This window comes from Moritella sp. 28, assembly GCF_018219435.1.
Classification (GTDB): Bacteria; Pseudomonadota; Gammaproteobacteria; order Enterobacterales; family Moritellaceae; genus Moritella.
The window spans coordinates 230,530-254,720 of sequence record NZ_CP056121.1 but is presented as its reverse complement, the minus strand read 5'-3'; the positions used below and the strand labels follow the sequence as shown (position 1 = coordinate 254,720).

The window sequence follows — 24,191 nt, the reverse complement described above, 5'->3', positions numbered from 1 at the left end:
GATACCCATGTTAGAGCTAATTAAAGAAAATTTTACTGAAAGTATTCAAACTAAGATCGCCGCAGCCGAGGCGTTACCCGAATACATTCAAAACTCAGCCATGATGATGGCACAATGCTTATTAAACGGTAACAAGATCTTAATCTGTGGTAATGGTGCATCAGCTAGCTTGGCACAAAATTTTTCTGCATCATTATTAAATCGTTACGAAACCGAACGCCCAAGCTTACCAGCATTGGCATTAACCCCAGATTGTACGCTAATGACAGCCATTGGCACCGACACCAGCTTTGATATGGTTTATTCTAAACAAGTGCGAGCCTTGGGAAATGACGGTGATATTCTGGTTGTCATCTCTGCAGGCGGTCACAGTCGTAATGTCATTAAAGCGATTGAAGCAGCGCTAACACGCAATATGACTATTGTCGCTTTAACCGGTAAAGACGGTGGGGAAATATCTGGGTTATTAGGTCCACACGATGCCGAAGTCCGCGTACCATCGCGCCGGGAAGCAAGAATACAAGAAGTACATGCTCTGATCATAAATTGTCTTTGTGACATTATCGATCAAACCTTATTCCCACAACAAGAGTTCGAAGAATGAGTATAGCAGTGGCAAGAAAACTTAAATATTGGCTGACTATCAGTATCACAATACTGAGCTTTGCAGTTATACAAGGCTGCAGTAACACCGGTAGTTTTAGCCAGTTAATTGATGATGAAACAATTACCTTGGATATCACAGCAGGGCTTAATGATACCAACATACAACTACTGTTAAATAACAACCTGCATATTTTAACCAACAACAGTAAAGTATTACTATCAGGTCAAGTTAGAACCGAAGCTGAGCGTAATACAATCGTCGATATTGCCGCAAACACAGCGTCTGTGCAGCAAGTATATAACCAGATCCGTTTAGGTACACCAATCTCATTTGAACAAGCCAGTAAGGATGCTTGGCTTACCACAAAAGTGAAAACCAGTATTCTTAATTTAAAAGATGTTGAACCGCTGGGAATTAAAGTGATCACTGAAAATGCCGAAGTATTCTTAATTGGACGAGTAACTAAAGAAGAAGGCGATAAAGTTGCCGAAGCGGCGCGTTATGTCGTAGGTGTAGATAAAGTAATTAAAGTATTTGATTATCGCTAATCAGCGAACAGTTTTGTAAATCTAGCATAAAAAAATGCAGTACTGAATGATGTCCGTCGACAAATTCAAGTACTGCATCTATTAGTTAATTAAGTGTTATGTTACTTAATGACCCGTAAAGAGGGTCTACCTTTAGCAGGTTTTGGACGCTCAGGTGTTTCGCTCTCATCATCAGAGCTAACCGCAGGCGCACTCACTAGAGCCGGCGTACTTCTCTCTTCACTTGGCTCAACAGCCGCTTCCGCGCTCTCTTGCTCGGCTTGGTCGATATATGCTTGTTCCGGTTCAAACATACTACCAGCACCATTTTCACGTGCATAGATAGCAGTAATAGCCGCAATTGGCACATAAACATCAAATGGCACTCCACCGAAACGAGCATTAAAGCTCAACGCGGTGTTGTTTAGCTCAAAAGCAACCACAGCTGTTGGGGCAATATTCAACACAATTTGGCCATCTTGAACAAACTGCTGCGGTACATAAACACCAGCAATATGCGCATCAACAACAATATGTGGTGTTAAGTCATTATCAAGTAACCACTCATAGTGACTACGTAATAGATAGGGACGAATTGGGGTCATTTTATCCATAACTTACATTAACATTCTCATTTCACGTTCTTGTTCAGTTAAAGATGCTTGGAATGATTCACGGTCGAATACACGAAGCATATAGTTCTTTAACTCACTTGCAGCTTGACCTGGAAGATCGATACCTAGCTCAGGCAAGCGCCATAGTAACGGAGCCATATAGCAATCAACTAAGCTGAACTCTTCACTCATGAAATATGGGTATTCAGCGAAAATTGGGCTGATACTCATTAATGCTTCTTGTAGTTGCTTACGCGCTACAGCAGCTTCTTCAACAGAGCCTTTCATGATCTTCGTCACTAATGAATACCAATCGTTCTCGATACGGTGCATCATTAAACGACTGCTACCACGAGACACAGGATAAACCGGCATCAAAGGTGGATGCGGAAAACGCTCATCCAGATATTCCATGATGATACGTGAGTTATATAATGTCAGTTCACGGTCGATTAATGTTGGTACTGTCTGATATGGATTCAAATCAATTAGATCTTCAGGTAGGTTATTACGATCAACCTGATGAATATCAACACTTACGCCTTTTTCAGCTAAGACGATTCGGACTTGATGACTATATAGATCAGTCGGCTCCGAATATAACACCATAACTGAACGTTTATTAGCAGCTAATGCCATGCCACCTCCAATAAATTGTAAACACAAACGCCAATGATAGCCTAAACTAGCATTGGCGGTACGTAATTCTTTTACCAGCAACTTTTACAAGTAATGCGGCAACATCTCAGTGGTTAGTGGATATCACGCCAGTATTCACGGTTCAGGAACCAAGTAAATACAAGTAGAATCAGTAAGAATCCAATAACCCAGAAGCCCATCTCTTGACGTTCAAGCTGATTAGGCTCTGCCGAGTAAACTAAGAAGTTTACCAAATCGAGCATTGCTTCATCAAACTCTTCTGCTGATAACTCACCGTTTCCATCGGGACTTAGGTAGCTAGTCAGAATTTCACCTGTTGCAACACCATTAGCGTCAACAACTTCGGTTTCTTTAACAATTCTAGCACCTTCCGGCAGATCTAGCTCTTCTTCGTTATGTTTTATTTCTAAAAGACGCGCTGTACCTTGCAGTTCTTCAAGTACATGCGGCATACCCACACTTGGGAATACTACATTATTCACACCAAATGGGCGAGTTTCGTCAATATAGAAAGAACGCAGGTAAGTATAAACCCAATCTGCACCACGTAAACGCGCTTCGAGTGTTAGGTCTGGTGGTGTAGCACCAAACCATTTCGCACCACTTTCAGCAGGCATAGCAGTTTTCATTAATGAGCCTACTTTAACGCCTGTAAATACCAAATTTTCAGTCATTACATCACGACCGATACCCAGATCATCAGCAACACGTGAATAACGTTGATATTGAGTCGAGTGGCAAGTAGAGCAATAATTCATGAAGATTTTAGCACCATTTTGCAGTGATGCTTTGTCTCTTAAATCATAATTTGCTTCATCTAAATGCGCAGCATTACCAGATGCAAATGCAGCCATAGGCAATAGGGTAAGTAACGCGATAAATAATTTTTTCATTACATTGTCACCCTTTTTGGTAATGGTTTAGTGGTTTCATTCTTACTGTAGAACCACAGCAGAGCAAAATAGCCAAAGTAGCCTAATGTGGTAACTTGCGACAATAATGTACGGCCAGGTGTTGGTGATAATGTACCTAGTACGCCAAGAATGATGAAACAAATAACAAACTGAGCTAAATTTAATTTATGCCAAACACTACGATAACGGATTGATTTCACTTTTCCGCGATCGATCCAAGGCACTAGGAAAAGCATCACAATAGCTAGGCCCATCATGATCACGCCACCAAGTTTGTCCGGAACCGCACGTAAAATAGCGTAAAATGGGGTGAAATACCACACTGGCGCAATATGATCCGGTGTTTTCAATGGATTTGCCGCTTCGAAGTTTGGCGCTTCTAAGAAGTAACCACCACCCTCAGGCATAAAGAAGATAACAATACTACATAAGATAAGCATCACCACTACCGCAACAGCATCGTGCACAGAGTAGTAAGGGTGGAATGGAATACCGTCTTTCGGCCAACCATTTTCATCTTTGTTTTCTTTGATTTCAATACCGTCTGGGTTATTAGAACCAACGTGATGCAGTGCAACGATGTGTAAGAACACCAATACCACAAGTACTAATGGCACAGCAATAACGTGTAGCGCAAAGAAACGGTTTAATGTCGCACCCGAGATTACATAATCACCACGGATCCAAAGTGTTAAATCATCACCAATTACTGGAATCGCACCAAACAAAGAGATAATAACCTGTGCACCCCAGAATGACATTTGACCCCATGGAAGTAGATACCCCATGAAAGCTTCAGCCATCAGTGCTAAAAAGATTAAGCAGCCAAAGACCCACAATAATTCACGTGGTTTTTGGTATGAACCGTACATCAAACCACGGAACATGTGCAGATACACCACCACAAAGAATGCTGAAGCACCCGTAGAATGCATATAACGTAACAACCAGCCAAATTCAACATCACGCATGATGTATTCAATTGAAGCAAAAGCACCATCACCAGATGGGTTATAATTCATCGTTAACCAGATACCCGTCAGGATCTGATTAACAAACACAACCGTAGCTAAAATGCCAAAGTAATACCAGAAGTTAAAGTTTTTCGGCGCTGGATATTGACCAGCGTGTTTATTCCATGTATCCGTCATTGGGATACGGTCATCAATCCAATTGACTAATTTACCAAGCATTAGGTAGCTCCCTTATCTACACCGATTAGAATCGTCGTGTTATCAATATAATAATGCGGTGGTATGACTAGATTCAACGGTGCAGGTACACCTTGGAATACACGACCAGCCATATCAAATTTAGAACCATGACATGGACAGAAGAAACCAGAAGAAACACCTTCGACTTGTTCGCCAAAGCTATCAGGCAGATAAGTTGGAGAGCACCCTAAGTGAGTACAAATACCAACGGCTACAAATAAGTCTGATTTAATCGAGCGATATTTGTTTTGTGCGTAATTTGGTTGTTGTTCTTGTTCTGATGCCGGATCGCGTAACGAACCATCATGCTGTTCAAGTTCGTTTAACACGCTTTCTGTACGAGATACAACCCATACAGGTTTGCCTCGCCATTCAACGCGAATTAACTGACCAGGTTCAATTTTACTAATATCAACTTCAACCGGAGCGCCAGCTGCTTTAGCTTTAGCACTCGGATTCCAAGATTTGATAAAAGGTACGGCTGCGCCGACAGCTCCAACACCACCAACTACACATGTAGCAGCGGTCAAAAAGCGACGACGACCAGAATCAACAGGCGCATTGCTCATCCAATTATTCTCCCATTCGGACTCAGCGCAAATTATTGTTATTATCTTGCAGTGAATACCATTTCAAAAAAGATAACTTTTTATTAGCTAAAAAAGTTACATAAATGCCGTTGAATTTTAATTAATTGGTTACATTTTTACAAGGATAATGAGACATTAATCATGAATTTTCAGTGATTAAGTCAATATCTGTCGCTTATGACTCAGTAAACAGAGCAAGTAGCTCTCTTTCTGTGTTAAGTACTGTCGCGCAAGTAAGAAACAACATTACATTTAACAAAGATATAACCTAGTTAAATAAAAAAAGACAAAAAAAAGACAAAAAAAAGCCTGGCATATGCCAGGCTTTCGTCGCAATAAAGCGAACCACCAAAAAACGAATTAACGTTTTGAGAACTGTGGACGTTTACGTGCTTTTCTAAGACCAACTTTCTTACGTTCAACTTGACGAGCATCACGAGTAACAAAACCAGCTGCACGTAGAGTAGGACGAAGAGTTTCGTCATATTCCATAAGTGCGCGAGTGATACCGTGACGGATTGCGCCAGCTTGACCAGTAGTACCACCACCAGAAACAGTGATGTTTAGGTCGAATTTGTCTTGTAGTTCAACTAATTCTAGTGCTTGACGAACAACCATACGAGCTGTTTCACGACCAAAATAAACCTCTAAAGAACGTTTATTGATAGTTAGTTGACCAGTACCAGCTTTCATGAATACACGAGCTGTTGAACTTTTACGACGACCAGTGCCGTAGTATTGATTTTCTGCCATTTGCTTAAATTCCGTAAATTAGATGTCTAGAACTTGTGGTTGTTGAGCAGCATGATTGTGCTCAGGACCTGCGTATACTTTCATCTTACGGAACATTGCACGGCCTAGAGGACCTTTTGGCAACATACCTTTAACCGCAGACTGGATAACACGCTCTGGAGCTTTTTCAATAAGCTTTTCAAAGCTAATTGATTTTATGCCGCCAATGTAACCAGTGTGCGAGTAGTAAATTTTACCTTTCGCTTTGTTACCAGTTACAACGATTTTTTCACAGTTTACAACGATGATGTAATCGCCAGTATCAGCATGAGGAGTGTACTCAGGCTTGTGCTTACCACGTAAGCGAGTAGCGATTTCAGTCGCAAGACGACCTAAAGTTTTACCTTCAGCGTCAACAACGAACCATTCACGTTTGATCGTGCTTGGTGTAGCAACAAAAGTTTTCATTTTATATTGAACCCAATAAAATTTGTTTAAACTATCACATATAGTTATCTATATATGAACTATATACCTTGCTCATCCCTTCGAATAAGTACATGGCGTCATTAGGACAAGGAACCACCACAGCACCTTGTTCGTGGGCAGCGCGTATTATAAAGAGAAATGAGCGAAATTTCACCTATATTTTAAAAAAAATAGGATTAATCTCAAAAAACATCGAATAAGACCAAGAAAATGACTGAAATTAAGATTATTTCCGCAATTTAACTTGATGCACTTGATGATTTTGGCCTTTAGTTAGAATGAGGTTAGCACGTTCTCGCGTTGGTAAGATATTTTCTACTAAGTTTTTGCCATTAATTGTACGCCAAATGTTCAATGCCACATCTTTTGCTTCACCCTCACCCAGTTTGGCGTAATGATGGAAATATGAACTTGAATCAGTAAAAGCACTTTCTCGTAGCTGCAAGAAACGTTGCACATACCAGTTCTCGAGGTTTGCAGTCTCTGCATCCACATAAATAGAAAAATCGACAAAATCAGAAACAAATACTCGATGCGGATCATTAGGGTATTCTAATCCCGACTGTAAGACATTTAAACCTTCCAGAATAACGATATCAGGCTGTTCAACAACCATTTCTTGGTCTGTTTCTATATCATAAGAAAAATGTGAATAAACGGGTGCCGTAACACGGCCATGACCCGACTTAATATCAGCAACAAATTTCACTAGGGCATTAATGTCATAACTTTCAGGAAAGCCTTTACGCTTCATCAAACCATGCTCTTTTAAATGCGCATTTGGATAAAGAAAGCCATCAGTGGTGATTAACGCGACCTTCGGATGTTCGCTCCAGCATTGTAATAATGCTTGCAAAATTCTGGCTGTGGTACTTTTACCGACAGCAACACTCCCCGCGAGACTAATAATATAGGGTACTTTAGCCACTTTACGACCCAAGAATTGATCGCGAACAAGGCGGCGTTGAATTCGATTCGTGACATATAAGTTAAGCAAACGTGACAACGGCAGGTAAATATCACACACTTCTTCAATAGAAACACGTTCGTTAATACCTTGTAACTGCTTTAACTCTAGAGCTGATAAGGTCAAAGGTACTGACTCTCTAAGTTCAGCCCAATATTCCCTGTCAAACACTTGGTATGGTGAGTAATTCATTAAACTAAAAGCCTACTTAATGCCATGATAATCACTTGCTTCATCTATCTAGAAGCAAGCCTTTGCAATGGATCTAATGACGTAATAACACTATTAACGTCACTTTCTCAGTCCATGTCCGCCGAAACAATAGCCTATATACTCACCGTAACTCAATCAATAAATACGTTTATTACAGTATTTATTTTACTAACGCGCACAAAAACTACCTACTTAGTGCTGAAAGTAGGCGTGTTTTCGTCGTTGTTAGCCTAAGGTAAATGTTCACGCGCCAAATATTCATGAGATTGCATTTCTTGTAAGCGTGATAAACAACGGCGAAATTCAAAATCGAGTAAACCAGTACTATACAAGGCTGACATTTCAAACTCGGCCGAAATAATTAGGGTAACGTTACGCTCATAAAACTCATCTACCATCGCAATAAAGCGACGAGCAATATCATCCCTTAGTCGCCCCATTTGTTTCACATTGGCTAATAATACGGTGTGATAAATACGGGAGATCTCCATGTAATCAACCTGACTACGCGGCCCTCCACATAACTCCGCAAAATCAATCATCAACACACTATCCGCTTCTGCTAACGTGGGTATTTGACGGTTTTCAATTTCTATCGACTGATTATACTGGCGGGGATCACAAGATAATTGTTGAAAGTATTGGTCTAAATTTTTCTGAGCCACGCCATCTAATGGAAAATGATAAATTTCAGCTTGCTCTAAGGTACGTAACCGATAATCAACACCACTATCCACATTAATAATGTCACAATTTTGATTAATCAAATGAATCGCAGGTAAAAACCGCGCACGCTGCAAGCCGTTACGGTAAAGCTCGTCAGGAATAATGTTTGATGTGGCAACCAAGATAACTTGATGAGAAAATAATTCTTCAAATAATGTGCCTAAAATCATCGCATCAGTAATATCCGAGACAAAAAATTCATCAAAACAAATGACACGAGTTTCGTTAGCTAGCTTCTTTGCGATCACTTTCAATGGATCTTTTTGTTGCGCTAATCCTTTCAGCTCTTGATGGATTCGATGCATAAAACGATGAAAGTGAATACGAGTTTTATTTTCGAACGGGAGACAATCGTAGAAAGTATCAACTAAATAGGTCTTACCTCTTCCTACCCCTCCCCAAAAATAAATACCTTTAACTGGATTCATTAGCGTCGGTGCAGGCTTTGATCTTAACCCTTTCAACTTGGCTAAGAAACTGCGTTTGACGGATTTGTCTGGCACCGCTAACAATTCATCAAACAGCCGCTGTAATGCGATTACAGCATTCTCTTGTGCCGCATCAAACATAAAGTCAGGGCGCTTTAAATCAAGCTGATATTTTTCTATTGGGGTCATTATAATTGCTAATCCTTTACTGTTTTTAACGCCTTGCTCACCACGCATTAATATTAATCAATGCTACCATGTTGTATTCTTTTGAAATACACTATTTTAAAACTAAGGAGCTTATATTAGAGTATCAGAATGAGTGTCCCGTATTAGTAGAATACAAATTACCATTTAACGAGGTGTATATGCCCTATCTTGAAATATTAATTAGTTTGGTTATCGGTATTATTATCGGTTTTTCTATTGCAAAGATGACCAACACAAAAGATCAAACAGGTAAGTTTAAGGGTAAGCTACTGGCCAAAGAAGCTGAAATTGAACAATACAAACATGATGTGAATGAACACTTCACCAGCACCGAAGCATTATTAATGAAATTGTCTGATACCTATGTAGAAATGCAACAGCATTTAGCCAGCAACGCCAAACACTTATTAGATAATGTTGCCGTTAAAGATATTCCTTTTCAAACCAAAGAAGTCGTAGACCCTGCAGAACCGATAGAAGGGCAACCAAAGGATTATTCAAGTACGAGTTCAGGGTTACTGAACAAATAACTTGAACTTTTAGCTTTTAACTACACCTAACTGTTTATGCTTCTAATTTTTAAAGGCTTAAACTGTTATGAAACCTAAATTACACTTCAAAACACTCACTGCTTTAGCATTAAGTACAGCAATGGGGTTAGCAAGTTTACCTGCAACAGCAGCTTTCCCTCCCGCTGTTGCAGGACAAGCCTTACCCAGTCTTGCGCCGATATTAGAACAAGTCACCCCTGCCGTCGTAAATATCTCCGTATCTGGAACTAAGGTATCTCAACAGCGTATCCCAGAAGCATTTCGCTATTTTTTGGGCCCTGATGGCCCAGGCTCTCAACAACAAACTCAACCTTTTCAAGGTCTAGGTTCTGGTGTAATCATCGATGCCAAACAAGGTTACATCCTCACCAACAATCATGTGATTGCTGATGCCGATGAGATCCAAGTTATGCTGAAAGATGGCCATGAATATGATGCCAAACTCATCGGTGCGGATAAAAGCAGTGACATTGCCCTATTGCAAATTAAAGCAAAAAACTTAACCGAGATTAAATTCGCCGATTCGGATAAATTACGCGTCGGTGATTTCACAATAGCCATTGGTAACCCCTTTGGTTTAGGCCAAACAGTGACATCTGGTATTGTCAGTGCTTTAGGTCGAACTGGGCTCCAATTAGAAAATCTAGAAAACTTCATCCAAACCGATGCTGCAATTAACAGCGGTAACTCCGGCGGAGCATTAATTAATTTACGCGGTGAGTTAATCGGTATTAACACTGCGATATTAGGGCCAAATGGCGGTAACGTCGGTATCGGTTTTGCGATACCCGCCAACATGGCTAACAATCTGGTACAGCAAATTATTGAACATGGCGAAGTTCGCCGTGGCGTATTAGGTGTTACAGGCCAAGAATTAACTGCAGATCTGGCTAAGGCGTTTGATATTGATGTGCAATATGGCGCATTCATTAACCAAGTCACTCCCAACTCTGCAGCTGAAGAGGCTGGCTTAATGGCCGGTGACATAATTGTCAGTGTTAATAACAACAAGATCCGTAGTTTCAGTGAGTTAAGAGCTAGGATTGGAACATTAGGTGCTGATAAAAAAATCACTTTAGGCGTAATCAGAGATGATAAAGAAAAACGTCTCATCGCAACATTAAAGCCCGCTGACAATAATATCGCAAATGCCAGTAACCTACATCCAGGGCTTGAAGGCGCTGCACTAGTTAGTACTGACAACAATCAAGGTGTGCGAATTGAGAAAGTAGAACCCCGCTCAATAGCCGCGATATCGGGCTTGGAGGAAGGTGACATTATTATTGGTGTTAACAAGCATAAAGTGAAAAATTTAGTCCAGTTACGTAAGTTACTCAGTGAAGATAAAGCCACACTGGCACTTAATATCAACCGTGGTAACCAGCATTTGTTCTTAGTGTTGCGTTAGCACTTACAGCACTTTATAAGTAATTTTCTACATTCTCCTAGAAAGAGATGCTATTCTCTACGTTGCTATTTTTGATGGGTAACGTAGGGATATCTCAGTGCAAGGTTTGTTGTCATATATTTCAAAAAGTATCTTACTCGGTATCGTTGTCGCAACGATATTGCTTTTAGCATTACCACAATTAAAAAATAAACAAGGTTTAGCACTCACTCAACCATTTTCACTCGGCCTTAATGAGCAAATGAGTTTTTCTGCCGCCGTTAAACGCGCTGCGCCTTCAGTTGTCAATATTTATACACGCACCTACCAAAAATCAACCATTAATAGTAAGCCGACATTACGTCCGCAAAGTCTTGGCTCTGGCGTGATCATGAATAAGAAGGGTTATTTACTCACAAACTATCACGTTATTGCCAATGCAGATCAAATAATTGTTGCGCTCCAAGACGGACGGTTTTTTACCGCCGAGTTAATTGGTTTTGATAAATATACCGACCTTGCAGTGTTAAACATCGATGCCAAAAATTTACCCAGTATCCCACAAAGTAAACATGAACAGACCAATATTGGTGATGTGGTACTCGCCATTGGTAACCCATACAACTTAGGGCAAACTATCACCCAAGGTATTATTAGTGCCCGTGGTCGTATTGGAATGAGCACCACTGGCCATCAGAATTTCTTACAAACGGACGCCGCAATTAACGAAGGTAACTCGGGTGGTGCGCTTGTAAATAGTCTAGGTGAATTAGTGGGCATTAATACGGCATCATTCCAATTGGCCGAAAATGTTGAAACCATGGGTATCAGCTTTGCGATCCCCTACCCGCTCGCGGTTAAAATTATGGATGCATTGATTGCCAATGGTCGCGTGATCCGTGGTTATATAGGTATTGAAGGTACGTCAATAAATGCTGTTATGGCTAAATTACTCGGCTTGGAAGCCAACCAAGGTATTGTCATACAAAATACCGCACCAAACTCGCCAGCAGAGAAAGCCGGGTTAATCGCGGGTGATGTGGTAATCAAATTCAATGGTACTGAAATTGATAATGTAATCTGGTTAATGGATGTGGTAGCGGAGCAACGTCCTGGCTCAAAAATTAACTTAACGGTAATACGAGACGGTAAGCAGTTTGATATCTCAGTCAAGCTAGGTGAACTACAAGCACTACAGCCATAACACAACACGTAGATACAAAAAGGGCGCATATCAATGCGCCCTTTTTATTTATTATACTGTCAGAGGAATATTAACCTTTAATACGCGTAATATTACCGCCTAAGCCTTGTAGCTTATCTTCAATAAACTCATAACCACGGTCAATGTGATAAATACGCTCAACCGTTGTTTCACCTTTCGCGAGGAAACCAGCGATAACAAGACTTGCAGACGCGCGTAAGTCTGTTGCCATCACTTGTGCGCCAGTTAAACTCTCTGTATCACGGCAGATAGCCGTATTACCTTCCAGTTCAATGTCTGCGCCCATACGCGCTAATTCAGGCACGTGCATGAAACGGTTTTCAAAAATCGTTTCAATGATAGTTGAAGTACCTTTCGCCACTGTATTTAATACCGTGAACTGTGCTTGCATATCTGTTGGAAAACCAGGGTAAGGCACAGTCTTGATATTTACCGTTTTTAATTCACGACCTTGCATATCAAGCGTGATCCAATCATCACCAGTCTCAACCGTAGCACCCGCTTCTTCAAGCTTTAGCAATACAGCATCGAGTAATGAAGGGTCTGTTTTATGGCATTTAATTTTACCACCAGTGACAGCCGCAGCAACAAGGAAAGTACCCGTTTCGATACGATCAGGTTGCACTGTATATGTACCACCATGAAGCGCTTCAACACCTTCAATGGTTAATACGTCAGAACCAATACCACTAATCTTAGCACCAAGTGAATTCAAGAAGTTAGCTAGATCAACCACTTCAGGTTCTCTTGCTGCATTCTCAATAGAGGTGATCCCGTCAGCAAGTACTGCTGCCATTAATAGATTTTCAGTACCTGTTACACTGACCATATCCATTAAGATACGCGCACCTTTTAAACGACCATCAACGCGGGCTTTAATGTAGCCTTCTTCAACGCGAATGTCCGCTTGCATCATCTCTAAACCATGAATATGTAGATTCACAGGACGAGCGCCGATTGCACAACCACCAGGTAAAGACACATCCGCAGTCGAAAATTTAGCCGTCAAAGGACCTAATGCTAAGATCGATGCTCGCATCGTTTTAACTAATTCATAAGGGGCTTTTTGACAATTAACAGAGCCAGCAGTAATAACAACATCACCTTCTGCGTTGCGTTCAGCCTGTGCACCAAGCTCACGTAACAATTGCAGCGTGGTCTTAATATCTCTTAATTCAGGAACATTCTTAAGAGTGATCGTTTCATCACTTAGCAATGTGGCAAATAAAATCGGCAGTGCAGCATTTTTAGCACCCGAAATAGTCACATCGCCATTTAACTGACAAGGACCTTTAATTAAAAACTTATCCATTCTAATCCAGCCTAAGAAGGTAATATGAATTTACGTTCGCGAATCCATTCTTCAGGTGTGTATGCCTTGATGGATAACGCATGAATACTATTTGATGCAATCTGCTCTTTTAATGGTGCATAAATAGCTTGTTGTTTTTTTACACGGTTCATACCGACAAACATCTCGGCGACAGCGATAACTTCATAATGGCTGCCTTCACCTTTAACGTGTAATTCCTGGAACGTATATTCATTCTCCAGCAATGTTTGTAATTCTTTAATATCCATAATACTTAAATCCCATGATGTCGCCATTCTAAGCGTAGTTAAAACCGTACATGCCGCTAGCGTTATTGTAATAGACCCTTAACTGCACGTTTAGTTTTAAGTGAATGGCAATCTAGCTGAAAGAATTGCGCTTAAAACTAAAGTATTAAAATAGCCCAGTATTCTAAAAGTAATCGGTATAATACACAATCATAAAAGCATAACTATGTGATGATTTTTCCCCTTCAATCTTGAATACTAAACAAGATTTAACAATTTACCTTTTCTTTCAGTGCAAAAAGACCGAAAATAGTGTTCTTACTTATTCAATTTTTAAACTGTGCCGATGTTAACTACAAATATTATTATTTTAATTCTTGGATTTATTGGCCTGGTAATCAGTGCCGATAAATTCGTCTATGGTGCCGCAGGACTAGCGAGAAACTTAGGTATTTCACCACTGGTTATTGGCCTGACAATTGTCGCGATGGGTTCGTCCGCGCCAGAAATGATGGTCGCTGTATCGGCATCACTTAATGGTTCACCCAACACAGCTATTGGTAATGCGATTGGTTCTAACATTACCAACATCACCTTAGTATTAGGTATCACCGCGTTAATAAAACCACTGCTCGTAGGCTCAGCAACGATCCGTCGTGAGATCCCGATGGTATTAATTACCACACTACTGGCGGGTGTTGTGCTATGGGATTTAAAACTGGAAATGTACGAAGGCGTGATTTTATTATTACTCTTCTTCATTACTATCATCACCTTAACTATCCTAGCATTAAAACGTCCAAGTAATGATCCACTTATCCAAGAACATAGTGATGACGTACCTGAAGGTGTACCAACCTGGAAAGCGGTTGCTTGGTTAGTCTTCGGCATGATTGCATTACCTGTCAGTTCACATTTTCTTGTAGATTCTGCCGTTGTTATTGCACAGTATTTTGGCATGAGTGATTTAGTGATCGGCCTAACTATTATTGCTATTGGAACTAGCTTACCTGAACTCGCCGCATCCGTAACTGGTGTACTTAAAGGTGAAGATGATCTTGCTATTGGTAATATCATTGGTTCTAATATATTCAATATCTTAGCTGTATTATCACTACCAGGTATTTTAGCTCCAGGCATGATTGACCCGGCGATTATTAGTCGTGATTTCTATTATATGCTTGGCGCAACTATGTTAATGCTGGTGATGGCAATGGGCTTTAGAGGCCGTCCAGGACGTATTACTCGTGTTGAAGGTGCCATTTTACTCGCTGGTTTTGTAGCGTATCAATTCATTGTATTTAGTAGCATTTAACATTGTTTAGTCTAAGTATTAAACAATATTTTCATTAGGGAGTAACCATGTCGAGTCAGTTTAACTATTGCCAAAGCGCGCTTAATGTCATTAACACGGAAGCGGCAGCGATTTCTCAATTAAGCCAATATATTGATGCCACGTTTACCGAGACTTGTGAATTATTAATCGAATGTAAAGGTAAAGTCATTGTGACAGGCATGGGTAAATCTGGTCATATCGCCAATAAAATTGCCGCGACATTAGCCAGTACCGGAACCCCTGCTTTCTTTGTGCATCCAGCCGAAGCAAGCCATGGTGATCTTGGTATGATTGAACGTGGTGATGTGGTTATTGCGTTATCTAATTCAGGTGAATCAGATGAAATTTTAGCGTTATACCCAGTACTTAAACGTTTAAGTATTCCCATTATTGCGATGACAAGTAATGATAATTCAACCATGGCGCGCGAAGCAAAAATTAGTTTATGTATTAAAGTTGATAAAGAAGCTTGCCCGTTGGGATTAGCACCTACATCGAGTACTACTGCAAGCCTAGTGATGGGTGATGCTATCGCTGTAGCCTTACTTGAAGCAAAAGGGTTTACCGCTGATGATTTTGCACTCTCTCATCCCGGCGGTAGCTTAGGCAGAAAATTATTATTACGTATTTCAGACATTATGCATAAAGGTAACGACGTACCAAGCGTACAACAAACCGAGACAATCTCTGATGCGCTATTAGAAGTCTCTAGCAAAGGGCTTGGTATGACGGCGGTTAATAACGGGTCTAAGCTGGTTGGTATTTTCACGGATGGTGATTTACGCCGTATCCTTGATGCACGTATAGATATTCACCAAACCCCAATCAGTGAAGTAATGACACAAAGATGTGTTACTATTAATAGACATATCTTAGCTGCAGAAGCCCTTGCAGTCATGGAAAACAAAAAAGTTAACGGCTTAATTGTCGTCAATGAACAACAAGAGCCCGTCGGCGCCTTCAACATGCATGACTTACTACGCGCAGGTGTACTATAAAATGATCAATACATTATACGGTCCAATCCCACAAGACATCTTAACCAAAGCAAAAACATTAAAACTACTCATTTGTGATATAGATGGTGTTTTTTCTGACGGCCGCGTGTACATGGGAAACGACGGTGAAGAACTAAAAGCCTTTCACACTCGCGATGGTTTTGGCGTAAAATCACTCCTTAATGCCGATATCGAAGTTGCTGTGATCACTGGCCGTCAATCGACAATTGTAGCTAACCGTATGCAAGGTTTAGGTGTTAAGCATATCTATCAAGGCCAAGACAACAAAGTGATCGCATTTAATATGCTGCTCGAAGAACTAAAAATATCGCCAGAGCATGTGGCTTATATTGGTGATGACGTCATTGATTTACCAGTAATGAATCTTTGTGGACTCAGTGTTGCCGTTGCCGATGCCCACCCGCTTGTTAAAAAAAGTGCTGACTTTAGCACCTCTATTCGTGGTGGCTTTGGTGCAGTAAGAGAATTAGCAGATCTAATCCTATTGGCCAAAGGGATCTTAGACCAAGCACAGGGCACCTCTGTATGAGCCGCCAAAACATAGGAATTGTGATTCTCTTTCTTTGTGCACTTGGTATTTGGCGTTTTTTTTCGCCTGATGACGAGTCTGCAACGGCACAGTCAACCAAATATCAGCCTGATTTCACCGCTCAAATACTACGTAGCGTTGAATTTAGTATTGATGGAAAAATTATACGTCGCATTTTTGCAGATAGCATGGAGCATTATGGTGAGTTAGGCATGACAATGTTTACTAACCCCGTTATTATTATTTATGATGAAAATGCACAAGCGACATGGAAAATCAAAGCAAAAGAAGGTAACTTCAGTAGCGACGACGTGGCAACACTACGAAACGATGTTGTCATCAAGAATATGAAAAAAAATGATTATATTGATGCCATTACTACCAGTTATTTACAATTAGAGCTTGCCGAAAATTTGGTGCATAGCGATCAGTTAATTACCATTTCAGGGGACTTATTTCATCAAACAGGTGTCGGACTTGAAGGTGATTTAAAGCAAGAATACATGACTATCCTTAAGCAAGTTGAAGCGATTTATACTAATGATGAAAAAATATAAAGTTTTACTATTAACATTATTCATGAGTAATTCAGCCCTCGCATTAGAGTCTGATTTTACAGAGAATGTAGTCGTTAATGCCAAACGTCAAGAAGTGTTTATTAAAGAGAACCGAGTCATATTTTATGATAGTGTCGTGGTGACTCAAGGGACGACATTAATTCATGCCGATAAACTCACGGTCTTAAGCTCTGGCGAAAAAGGCACAGAAGTAATGATTGCCATAGGGTCGCCAGCCACTTTTTATCAAGAGCTTGATGACGGTAAGAAAATTAATGGCGAAGCAGATGAGATCCGCTACGAGCTAGGTAAAAAACGCTTAATCTTGTCAAAAAATGCACATTTACGCCAAGCTGATAGCGAAGTTAAAAGTGACAAGATTATCTACCAAATTGACAAACAAGAAATGATAGCCGAAAGCGGCAAGCATGAATCTGATCGAGTGATCACTATTTTCACTCCTGAAGACAACAAAACTAATTAGAGTAGATGAATTCATATGGCACGTTTAAAAGTATCACACTTAGCAAAAAGTTATAACAAACGAAAAGTTGTGTCAGATGTGAGTCTCGAAGTTGAATCAGGCCAAATTGTTGGTTTACTCGGGCCTAATGGCGCAGGTAAAACCACCACCTTTTATATGGTAGTTGGCTTGGTTAAGCGAGATCATGGACAAATCTTCATTGATGACCAAGAATTAACGCATGAGCCAATGCATATTCGTGCACAACAAGGTATTGGTTACTTACCCCAAGAAGCGTCTATTTTTCGTCGTTTATCGGTAACGAAAAATATCATGGCAATCTTAGAGTTACGAACTGAACTCACGCGTTTCGAACGTGAAGAAAAGTTAGAAGAATTATTAGAAGAGTTCCATATCACCCATATTCGCGATAGTTTAGGCATGAGCTTATCGGGTGGTGAACGCCGCCGTGTTGAGATTGCCCGCGCGCTTGCGGCAGATCCAAAGTTTATTTTATTAGATGAACCTTTTGCTGGCGTTGATCCAATCTCGGTAGGTGATATTAAAAAAATTATTCAACATCTGCGCGATCGTGGTTTAGGGGTATTAATTACCGACCATAACGTACGTGAGACACTCGATGTATGTGAACACTCTTATATTGTGAGCCATGGACATTTGATCGCATCTGGTACTTCTGAAGAGATTTTATCCAACGAAAAAGTGAAAGAAGTATACCTTGGTGATCAATTCCGACTATAGTTTGATATTGATACGTTACCGCATTTAAGGAAGAGAGAGTAGTCGTTAGATGAAGCCATCATTACAACTTCGTATGAGTCAATCTCTGGCAATGACGCCACAGTTGCAACAAGCGATTCGATTATTACAATTATCGACCTTGGAGTTACAACAAGAGATTCAAGAAGCATTAGACAGTAATCCGCTACTGGAACAAGAAGATCCCAACACAGCTCAAGCAAACGATACAGAAAGTAGTGATGAGCATAATCCAAATAATAACGACACAGTTACCGATGCCAGCCAAATAGAAGTTAGTGATGCGCTCGCCAGTGAAGCCATGCCAGATGAATTGCCTAATGACAGTAATTGGGATGATGTCTATACCCCTCAAATACAGACTCACAGCAGTGCGGGTAGCAGTATTGATGGTTTAGACCAAGTCTATCAAGGTGAGACCAGCGAAGGCTTATACGAGCATCTCATGTGGCAAATGGAATTAACCCCATTTTCTGACACTGATCGTGCTATTGCCGTTGCGATTATTGATGGCATTGATGATCATGGCTACCTTAATCAGACTTGTGAAGACATCCTGTCTAGCGTCAATAACGGTCACCAAGAACTTAGCGACAGTAGTAAAGAAAATAGTGAAGAGCAAGTTGAATTAGACGAAATAGAAGCAGTATTAAAGCGTATTCAACATTTCGATCCCATCGGCGTTGCAGCGCGTTCATTACAAGAATGTTTATTGATCCAACTCCAGCATTTACCTAAAAACACACCTTGGTTAACAGAATGTCAGCAAATAATTCAGTCTCACATGGATTTATTAGGCAATCGCGACTACCGTCAATTAAGCCGTAAGACAAAATTAAAAGAACCACAGCTTAAAGAGATCATGCAATTAATTCAGAGTCTAGAACCCAGACCTGGCAATGTTATCGATCAGACTGAAGGGCTTTATGTAATTCCCGATGTTTTAGTAAAGAAAAAAAATAATCAGTGGGTAGTCGAGTTAAATCCTGACATTGTGCCAAGATTAAAAGTGAACAATGAATATTCAAACTTGTCGACAAGCAATCGTAGTAGCAGCGATGGGCAGTTTATTCGAACGCATGTACAAGAAGCTAAATGGTTTATTAAAAGCTTAGATAGCCGTAATGAAACCTTACTAAAAGTAACTAAAAGTATTGTTCAACGACAAATTGATTTTTTTGAGTATGGCGATGAAGCCATGAAACCTATGGTTTTAAATGATATTGCCGAAGAAGTGGAAATGCACGAGTCAACCATTTCACGAGTAACAACGCAGAAGTTTATGCATACACCACGTGGTATTTTTGAACTTAAGTTTTTCTTTTCAAGCCATGTAAGTACTGACAATGGCGGAGAATGTTCATCAACCGCTATTCGAGCATTAATAAAAAAATTGGTCGCGGCAGAAAATGTCATTAAACCATTAAGTGACAGCAAGATTGCTGATTTACTTGCTGATCAAGGTATCAAAGTGGCTAGACGTACGATTGCAAAATATCGGGAGGCACTAAGTATACCACCGTCTAATCAGCGTAAAAGCCTATTATAAGGCTAATCCAACCTTCATAGGGGAGACATATATGCAAATTAATTTAACCGGTAGACATGTAAACATTACAGACTCACTGAAAGATTATGTTGATAGCAAGTTTTCCAAATTAGAACGGCATTTTGATCATATAAACAATATCCATGTGATTTTAAATGTCGAAAAATTACTTCAAATTGCAGAAGCAAAAATACATTTAAATGGGGGGGAGATCTTTGCCGTGCATGAACACAATGACATGTATGCCGCAATTGATGGCTTACTGGATAAGCTCGATCGCCAAGTGATTAAGCATAAAGAGAAGTTGATTCGTCATTAATTTTAATCTCGCCACAGATAACCTAAAGGAAAACCACTTTTTCCTTTAGGTATTAATGCTTCTGACATAATTAAAACATATCATATCCAAATCAATTGCGGGATAATGAACCCATTATTTTATATCGCTGTGAGGATAAAAGATGAAATTAATAATAGTCAGCGGCCAGTCAGGATCTGGTAAATCAATTGCATTACGCGTGCTTGAAGATCTAGGCTACTATTGCGTAGATAACCTACCAGTAAAATTACTACCACAACTGCTAAAAACCTTAAATGACCAAACCGAAAAAGTGGCAGTGAGTATTGATGTCCGTAACTTACCGACAGAAAAAAAAGAATTAAACGACATAATTACAGAGTTAAGAACGAGCACCGATCTGACTAGTTTATTTCTTGATACTAACCAGTCAGTCCTTATCAAACGTTATAGTGAAACCAGACGCCTTCATCCGTTAACAAAAGATGAGCTATCTCTATCACAAGCGATTGAAATAGAAAAAAAACGATTAAGCCCTTTAGCGTTACTTGCTGATTTAAAAATCGATACTACTGAACTCAATATTCATGAACTCAGTGAACAGATTAAAGAACGTATTTTAGGAAAGAAAAACAACCAACTTGTCTTAGTATTTCAATCATTTGGTTTTAAACATGGCCTACCTATGGATGCCGATTATGTATTTGATGTCCGTTTTCTACCAAACCCCCATTGGATCCCAGAATTAAAACCTTACACAGGTCTTGATGAACCCGTCATTAAATACCTGAGCCAACAGCCTGATGTAATGAGCTTTTCACAACAGATTGAAAACTTACTCACGACTTGGTTGCCAATGTTAGAAAAAAATAACCGCAGTTATGTCACCGTTGCTATCGGTTGTACAGGCGGCCAACATCGCTCGGTATTCATTGCTGAACAATTAGCAAAGAGCTTTAAACTACAAAATCGTGTAGTGCAAACTCGCCATCAAACCTTAGAAAAAAATAAACATAAAACTATCTAGGTACTCATTTGCAATGGCGTTAACGATCTAAACAGTTAATTATTTTACTTTATTGTTAATGCTGATTATAAATACAGATTAAGCTAGAATTACGCAGCACCAGCAAGCAAGGTCTTGCAGAAGAAGAATAATAAGAATGGGGACGACATATGCCAGAAAAGATGGAGCATGACAGCACACACCTACGTTTAAGCGAAGTGAACGAAGCACTTGATAGTGGTATGTTCATTCACGTTAAACGAATGCTCTACCAAACGCCCCCTTGTGATATTGCGTTATTACTGGAATCATCGCCACCAGCAGGCCGTAAAGTACTGTGGCGTTTAACCGACTCTGAAATGCAAGGTGAAATCCTTGACGAACTTAATGAAGATGCCAAAACCAGTATTCTCAAACTGATGGATACGGAGTCCCTTGTCGCTGCGACAGAGGGGCTCGATACTGATGATTTAGCCAATATTCTCCGTAGCCTACCAGACAGTATCTATCAAGAAGTTATCACCCAAATGGATACCCAAGATCGTCAACGTTTAGAAACAGCGATGGCGTATCCAGAAGACACTGCTGGCAGTATCATGGACACAGATACCATTACTTTAAGACCAGATGTGACTGTCGATGTGATCTTACGTTATATCCGTTTACGCGGTGAATTACCCGATGCCACAGATACTTTATACGTGGTTGATAAAGATGATCGCTTAATTGGCGATGTGCCCTTAGCCATGTTATTAACAACAGATCCAAACAGTGTGATTAGCACTATTATGGATCGCGAAGCAGAAACCTTACCTGCACATATGGATACCTCAGAGGTTGCCAAGCTGTTTGAACGTCATGACTGGATCTCTGCGCCAGTACTTGATGACTCAGGTAAACTACTCGGACGTATTACCATCGATGACGTGGTTGATATTATTCGTGAAAATGCCGAGCATGACATGATGGGTATGGCCGGTATGGATGACGATGAAGATACCTTCGCGCCAGTAATACAAAGTACCAAACGTCGAACACTCTGGCTTGGGGTTAATTTAATTGCCGCACTGACTGCTGCATCCGTCTCTAACATGTTTGAAGCGACCTTAGAACAACTCGCTACACTTGCTATTTTAATGACCATTGTGCCAAGCATGGGCGGTATTGCCGGTAATCAAACCCTCGCATTGGTTATTCGTGGTATGGCGGTTGGTCATATTAATGACGACAATAGCCGTTGGTTAATTGGTAAAGAAGCCATGGTTGGCGCACTGAACGGGGCTATCTGGGCAATATCTATTGCAATCATAGTATCATTATGGAAAGGCGATCCATCTCTGGGGCTGATCATTGGTGGCGCGATGTTTATCAACATGGCGATGGGGGGGCTTGCAGGCGTGGTCATTCCACTGGCAATGAAGAAATATAATATCGATCCTGCCTTAGCTGGCGGCATGGCACTCACCACCGTTACCGATGTCGTCGGTCTATTTGCCTTCTTAGGCATGGCAACACTAGTCTACGGTTAACCTTTATAACGAAAGCAGAGTTCAGAAAGTAAAGTTAATAGCCTATAACGTAAAAAGCCTGTGTCATCATGACACAGGCTTTCTCACTTAAACCTAGGGGATATTAGTTACCTGCAATCTGCATTGATTCTAATAGTGTAGAGCCCATTAGAATACTGCTACGAACATCGATATCGTTACCGACTGCAACAATATTTTTGAACATATCCGTTAAATTACCTGCGATCGTGATCTCGTGTACTGGATACTGCAGCTCACCATTCTCAACCCAGAAACCTGAGGCGCCACGGCTATAATCACCCGTTACAATATTCACACCTTGCCCCATCAGTTCAGTCACCAACAAACCAGTGCCCATTTGACGACACAGTTGACCTAATGTTTCGCCTTTACCTGTGACATTCCAGTTATGGATACCACCAGCATGGCCAGTTGTTTGCATACCCAATTTACGACCGCTGTAGCTGGTTAATAGGTAGCTCTTTAAAATACCTTGTTCTACAACATTTAAATCTTTAGTGCGCACACCTTCAGCATCATACATAGATGATGCTAAACCACCTTTAATATGCGGACGTTCTTGGATGTTTAACCAGTCAGGGAAAATTTGTTCGCCTAACTTATCTAATAAGAATGATGACTTACGATATAAGCTACCACCACTAATACCCATTACCAGCTGACCCATTAAGCTACTTGCAACATCATGATGAAAAATAACTGGTACATTACAGGTATCGATTTTACGCGCGCCTAAACGGTCCACAGTACGATTAACCGCTTCGATAGCAACTTGCTCTGGTGTCCACAATTTACTTGCGTCACGCGCCATTGAATAGCCGTAATCACGTTCCATTGCGCCGTCTTGCTCTGCAATCAATACCGAACTCATGCTATGACGGGTACTTGCATAGCCATTCACGAGACCATGACTGTTCCCATAAACTTTAATGCTGCTATGGCTGGTAAACGCACCTTCACTGTTCACAATACGAGAATCTTGCGCCAAGGCTAAGCGCTCGGTGAGACAAGCTTGTTCAATAGCATACTCAGGTTCAATTTCAATTGGGTGACATAAATCTAGGTCTTCTGGTTCAAACGCCATCAGGTCACGATCAGCAAGACCAGCAAATTCATCTTCTGCAGTATGTAACGCGATATCTAACGCCGCAGCAACGGTGCTTTGAATTGCCGCTTCACTTAAATCAGAGGTTGATGCATTCCCTTTACGTTGACCGCGGTATACACAGATACCTAATGCGCCGTCATGGTTGAATTCAACATTTTCAACTTCGCCCATGCGTGTACTCACAGACAAACCAGTTTGTCGTGAAATAGCTACTTCAGCATCTGTCGCGCCTGCCTTTTTCGCGATATCGAGTGCTTGAGTAACGGCTAATTCCAATTTATTTTGTTCTAATGTAATTTGCTGTTTTAAGTTCATGGGCTCGTTTCAATAAGTTATACTGGATTAAGCATACCATGTTGCGATAAAAATTCCTGCTGCAACT

The 24,191-nt window shown here is 40.5% G+C and carries 27 protein-coding genes; 15 read left to right on the top strand and 12 right to left on the bottom strand.

The window, feature by feature from the left end; genetic code table 11:
• Positions 1 to 7: 7 nt before the first annotated feature.
• Together HWV02_RS01200 and HWV02_RS01195 are read left to right on the top strand one after the other, a co-directional pair.
• A complete protein-coding gene (locus HWV02_RS01200; protein WP_211673714.1) occupies positions 8 to 604 on the top strand; it encodes an SIS domain-containing protein in 597 nt (198 codons plus the stop codon).
• Positions 601 to 1,155, top strand: a complete 555-nt coding sequence (locus HWV02_RS01195) for a BON domain-containing protein (RefSeq protein WP_255546998.1) — start codon at positions 601 to 603, stop codon at positions 1,153 to 1,155. Before HWV02_RS01200 ends, HWV02_RS01195 begins: the two co-directional genes overlap by 4 nt.
• A 101-nt stretch (positions 1,156 to 1,256) precedes the next feature.
• On the opposite strand, the gene sspB is transcribed toward HWV02_RS01195, so the two are convergent.
• From sspB to zapE, 9 genes are all read right to left on the bottom strand, one after another.
• Positions 1,257 to 1,748 (bottom strand): ClpXP protease specificity-enhancing factor, encoded by a 492-nt coding sequence (gene sspB / locus HWV02_RS01190; RefSeq protein ID WP_211678131.1) that lies wholly within the window; start codon positions 1,746 to 1,748, stop codon positions 1,257 to 1,259.
• A gap of 3 nt (positions 1,749 to 1,751) precedes the next feature.
• Positions 1,752 to 2,387 (bottom strand): stringent starvation protein SspA, encoded by a 636-nt coding sequence (gene sspA, locus HWV02_RS01185; protein WP_006032937.1) that lies wholly within the window; start codon positions 2,385 to 2,387, stop codon positions 1,752 to 1,754.
• A 113-nt stretch (positions 2,388 to 2,500) separates the two neighbouring features.
• The gene (locus HWV02_RS01180) at positions 2,501 to 3,301 is read right to left on the bottom strand and encodes a cytochrome c1 (protein WP_211678130.1); all 801 of its coding nucleotides are present in this window, start codon (positions 3,299 to 3,301) and stop codon (positions 2,501 to 2,503) included.
• Positions 3,301 to 4,515, bottom strand: coding sequence for a cytochrome bc complex cytochrome b subunit (locus tag HWV02_RS01175; protein ID WP_211673711.1), 1,215 nt, complete (start codon positions 4,513 to 4,515; stop codon positions 3,301 to 3,303). The genes HWV02_RS01180 and HWV02_RS01175 overlap by 1 nt, the downstream gene beginning before the upstream one ends.
• Positions 4,515 to 5,105, bottom strand: a complete 591-nt coding sequence (gene petA / locus HWV02_RS01170; RefSeq protein WP_211673710.1) for a ubiquinol-cytochrome c reductase iron-sulfur subunit — start codon at positions 5,103 to 5,105, stop codon at positions 4,515 to 4,517. Before petA ends, HWV02_RS01175 begins: the two co-directional genes overlap by 1 nt.
• Before the next feature lie 381 nt (positions 5,106 to 5,486).
• Positions 5,487 to 5,879 (bottom strand): 30S ribosomal protein S9, encoded by a 393-nt coding sequence (gene rpsI, locus HWV02_RS01165; protein ID WP_211678129.1) that lies wholly within the window; start codon positions 5,877 to 5,879, stop codon positions 5,487 to 5,489.
• An 18-nt stretch (positions 5,880 to 5,897) separates the two neighbouring features.
• A complete protein-coding gene (rplM, locus tag HWV02_RS01160) occupies positions 5,898 to 6,326 on the bottom strand; it encodes a 50S ribosomal protein L13 (RefSeq protein WP_067045873.1) in 429 nt (142 codons plus the stop codon).
• A 247-nt stretch (positions 6,327 to 6,573) separates the two neighbouring features.
• Positions 6,574 to 7,506 (bottom strand): type I pantothenate kinase, encoded by a 933-nt coding sequence (gene coaA, locus HWV02_RS01155; RefSeq protein WP_211678128.1) that lies wholly within the window; start codon positions 7,504 to 7,506, stop codon positions 6,574 to 6,576.
• Positions 7,507 to 7,757: 251 nt separating this feature from the next.
• Positions 7,758 to 8,870 carry a cell division protein ZapE gene (gene zapE, locus HWV02_RS01150; RefSeq protein ID WP_211678127.1) on the bottom strand — a complete coding sequence of 371 codons (1,113 nt, stop codon included), beginning with the start codon at positions 8,868 to 8,870 and terminating at the stop codon, positions 7,758 to 7,760.
• A gap of 179 nt (positions 8,871 to 9,049) precedes the next feature.
• Here zapE and HWV02_RS01145 point away from each other — a divergent pair, with 179 nt between their 5' ends.
• The 3 genes from HWV02_RS01145 (at position 9,050) to degS (ending at position 12,033) form a co-directional block, all read left to right on the top strand.
• On the top strand, positions 9,050 to 9,421 hold the full coding sequence (locus HWV02_RS01145) for a YhcB family protein (protein ID WP_211678126.1): 372 nt from the start codon (positions 9,050 to 9,052) through the stop codon (positions 9,419 to 9,421).
• A 67-nt stretch (positions 9,422 to 9,488) separates the two neighbouring features.
• On the top strand, positions 9,489 to 10,850 hold the full coding sequence (locus HWV02_RS01140; protein ID WP_211689502.1) for a Do family serine endopeptidase: 1,362 nt from the start codon (positions 9,489 to 9,491) through the stop codon (positions 10,848 to 10,850).
• A gap of 97 nt (positions 10,851 to 10,947) precedes the next feature.
• Positions 10,948 to 12,033 carry an outer membrane-stress sensor serine endopeptidase DegS gene (gene degS / locus HWV02_RS01135; protein WP_255546997.1) on the top strand — a complete coding sequence of 362 codons (1,086 nt, stop codon included), beginning with the start codon at positions 10,948 to 10,950 and terminating at the stop codon, positions 12,031 to 12,033.
• A 70-nt stretch (positions 12,034 to 12,103) separates the two neighbouring features.
• Here degS and murA read toward each other — a convergent pair whose 3' ends face one another.
• Together murA and HWV02_RS01125 are read right to left on the bottom strand one after the other, a co-directional pair.
• Positions 12,104 to 13,366 carry a UDP-N-acetylglucosamine 1-carboxyvinyltransferase gene (gene murA, locus HWV02_RS01130; protein WP_211678124.1) on the bottom strand — a complete coding sequence of 421 codons (1,263 nt, stop codon included), beginning with the start codon at positions 13,364 to 13,366 and terminating at the stop codon, positions 12,104 to 12,106.
• Positions 13,367 to 13,377: 11 nt separating this feature from the next.
• Entirely contained in the window at positions 13,378 to 13,635 is a 258-nt protein-coding gene (locus HWV02_RS01125; RefSeq protein ID WP_211673702.1) for a BolA family protein, read from the bottom strand.
• 325 nt (positions 13,636 to 13,960) lie between these two features.
• On the opposite strand from HWV02_RS01125, the gene HWV02_RS01120 reads away from it, so the two are divergent.
• From HWV02_RS01120 to mgtE, 10 genes are all read left to right on the top strand, one after another.
• Complete coding sequence (locus HWV02_RS01120) at positions 13,961 to 14,929, top strand: calcium/sodium antiporter (RefSeq protein WP_211678123.1); 969 nt, start codon at positions 13,961 to 13,963, stop codon at positions 14,927 to 14,929.
• A gap of 47 nt (positions 14,930 to 14,976) precedes the next feature.
• Positions 14,977 to 15,948, top strand: coding sequence for a KpsF/GutQ family sugar-phosphate isomerase (locus tag HWV02_RS01115; protein ID WP_211678122.1), 972 nt, complete (start codon positions 14,977 to 14,979; stop codon positions 15,946 to 15,948).
• Between the two features lies 1 nt (position 15,949).
• Positions 15,950 to 16,498, top strand: a complete 549-nt coding sequence (gene kdsC, locus HWV02_RS01110; RefSeq protein WP_211678121.1) for a 3-deoxy-manno-octulosonate-8-phosphatase KdsC — start codon at positions 15,950 to 15,952, stop codon at positions 16,496 to 16,498.
• Complete coding sequence (gene lptC / locus HWV02_RS01105) at positions 16,495 to 17,055, top strand: LPS export ABC transporter periplasmic protein LptC (protein ID WP_211678120.1); 561 nt, start codon at positions 16,495 to 16,497, stop codon at positions 17,053 to 17,055. The genes kdsC and lptC overlap by 4 nt, the downstream gene beginning before the upstream one ends.
• A gap of 22 nt (positions 17,056 to 17,077) precedes the next feature.
• Entirely contained in the window at positions 17,078 to 17,539 is a 462-nt protein-coding gene (gene lptA, locus HWV02_RS01100) for a lipopolysaccharide transport periplasmic protein LptA (protein ID WP_255546996.1), read from the top strand.
• A gap of 15 nt (positions 17,540 to 17,554) precedes the next feature.
• Positions 17,555 to 18,280: an LPS export ABC transporter ATP-binding protein gene (gene lptB, locus HWV02_RS01095; RefSeq protein ID WP_045112149.1), complete on the top strand. Its 726-nt coding sequence runs from the start codon at positions 17,555 to 17,557 to the stop codon at positions 18,278 to 18,280.
• Between the two features lie 49 nt (positions 18,281 to 18,329).
• On the top strand, positions 18,330 to 19,847 hold the full coding sequence (locus HWV02_RS01090; RefSeq protein WP_211689501.1) for an RNA polymerase factor sigma-54: 1,518 nt from the start codon (positions 18,330 to 18,332) through the stop codon (positions 19,845 to 19,847).
• Between the two features lie 31 nt (positions 19,848 to 19,878).
• Positions 19,879 to 20,166 carry a ribosome hibernation promoting factor gene (gene hpf, locus HWV02_RS01085; protein ID WP_067045899.1) on the top strand — a complete coding sequence of 96 codons (288 nt, stop codon included), beginning with the start codon at positions 19,879 to 19,881 and terminating at the stop codon, positions 20,164 to 20,166.
• A gap of 142 nt (positions 20,167 to 20,308) precedes the next feature.
• Positions 20,309 to 21,172: an RNase adapter RapZ gene (gene rapZ / locus HWV02_RS01080; protein ID WP_211678117.1), complete on the top strand. Its 864-nt coding sequence runs from the start codon at positions 20,309 to 20,311 to the stop codon at positions 21,170 to 21,172.
• A gap of 149 nt (positions 21,173 to 21,321) precedes the next feature.
• On the top strand, positions 21,322 to 22,680 hold the full coding sequence (mgtE, locus tag HWV02_RS01075) for a magnesium transporter (protein ID WP_211678116.1): 1,359 nt from the start codon (positions 21,322 to 21,324) through the stop codon (positions 22,678 to 22,680).
• 103 nt (positions 22,681 to 22,783) lie between these two features.
• Here the strand turns inward: mgtE and pmbA are convergent, their stop codons facing one another.
• A complete protein-coding gene (gene pmbA, locus HWV02_RS01070; RefSeq protein WP_211673693.1) occupies positions 22,784 to 24,124 on the bottom strand; it encodes a metalloprotease PmbA in 1,341 nt (446 codons plus the stop codon).
• Positions 24,125 to 24,191: the final 67 nt, after the last annotated feature.

Coding starts and splice junctions, on each gene's coding strand:
- HWV02_RS01200 (WP_211673714.1), top strand. CDS start 8: ATGTTAGAGCTAATTAAAGAAAATTTTACTGAAAGTATTCAAACTAAG.
- HWV02_RS01195 (WP_255546998.1), top strand. CDS start 601: ATGAGTATAGCAGTGGCAAGAAAACTTAAATATTGGCTGACTATCAGT.
- sspB (WP_211678131.1), bottom strand. CDS start 1,748: ATGGATAAAATGACCCCAATTCGTCCCTATCTATTACGTAGTCACTAT.
- sspA (WP_006032937.1), bottom strand. CDS start 2,387: ATGGCATTAGCTGCTAATAAACGTTCAGTTATGGTGTTATATTCGGAG.
- HWV02_RS01180 (WP_211678130.1), bottom strand. CDS start 3,301: ATGAAAAAATTATTTATCGCGTTACTTACCCTATTGCCTATGGCTGCA.
- HWV02_RS01175 (WP_211673711.1), bottom strand. CDS start 4,515: ATGCTTGGTAAATTAGTCAATTGGATTGATGACCGTATCCCAATGACG.
- petA (WP_211673710.1), bottom strand. CDS start 5,105: ATGAGCAATGCGCCTGTTGATTCTGGTCGTCGTCGCTTTTTGACCGCT.
- rpsI (WP_211678129.1), bottom strand. CDS start 5,879: ATGGCAGAAAATCAATACTACGGCACTGGTCGTCGTAAAAGTTCAACA.
- rplM (WP_067045873.1), bottom strand. CDS start 6,326: ATGAAAACTTTTGTTGCTACACCAAGCACGATCAAACGTGAATGGTTC.
- coaA (WP_211678128.1), bottom strand. CDS start 7,506: ATGAATTACTCACCATACCAAGTGTTTGACAGGGAATATTGGGCTGAA.
- zapE (WP_211678127.1), bottom strand. CDS start 8,870: ATGACCCCAATAGAAAAATATCAGCTTGATTTAAAGCGCCCTGACTTT.
- HWV02_RS01145 (WP_211678126.1), top strand. CDS start 9,050: ATGCCCTATCTTGAAATATTAATTAGTTTGGTTATCGGTATTATTATC.
- HWV02_RS01140 (WP_211689502.1), top strand. CDS start 9,489: ATGAAACCTAAATTACACTTCAAAACACTCACTGCTTTAGCATTAAGT.
- murA (WP_211678124.1), bottom strand. CDS start 13,366: ATGGATAAGTTTTTAATTAAAGGTCCTTGTCAGTTAAATGGCGATGTG.
- HWV02_RS01125 (WP_211673702.1), bottom strand. CDS start 13,635: ATGGATATTAAAGAATTACAAACATTGCTGGAGAATGAATATACGTTC.
- HWV02_RS01120 (WP_211678123.1), top strand. CDS start 13,961: ATGTTAACTACAAATATTATTATTTTAATTCTTGGATTTATTGGCCTG.
- HWV02_RS01115 (WP_211678122.1), top strand. CDS start 14,977: ATGTCGAGTCAGTTTAACTATTGCCAAAGCGCGCTTAATGTCATTAAC.
- kdsC (WP_211678121.1), top strand. CDS start 15,950: ATGATCAATACATTATACGGTCCAATCCCACAAGACATCTTAACCAAA.
- lptC (WP_211678120.1), top strand. CDS start 16,495: ATGAGCCGCCAAAACATAGGAATTGTGATTCTCTTTCTTTGTGCACTT.
- lptA (WP_255546996.1), top strand. CDS start 17,078: ATGAGTAATTCAGCCCTCGCATTAGAGTCTGATTTTACAGAGAATGTA.
- lptB (WP_045112149.1), top strand. CDS start 17,555: ATGGCACGTTTAAAAGTATCACACTTAGCAAAAAGTTATAACAAACGA.
- HWV02_RS01090 (WP_211689501.1), top strand. CDS start 18,330: ATGAAGCCATCATTACAACTTCGTATGAGTCAATCTCTGGCAATGACG.
- hpf (WP_067045899.1), top strand. CDS start 19,879: ATGCAAATTAATTTAACCGGTAGACATGTAAACATTACAGACTCACTG.
- rapZ (WP_211678117.1), top strand. CDS start 20,309: ATGAAATTAATAATAGTCAGCGGCCAGTCAGGATCTGGTAAATCAATT.
- mgtE (WP_211678116.1), top strand. CDS start 21,322: ATGCCAGAAAAGATGGAGCATGACAGCACACACCTACGTTTAAGCGAA.
- pmbA (WP_211673693.1), bottom strand. CDS start 24,124: ATGAACTTAAAACAGCAAATTACATTAGAACAAAATAAATTGGAATTA.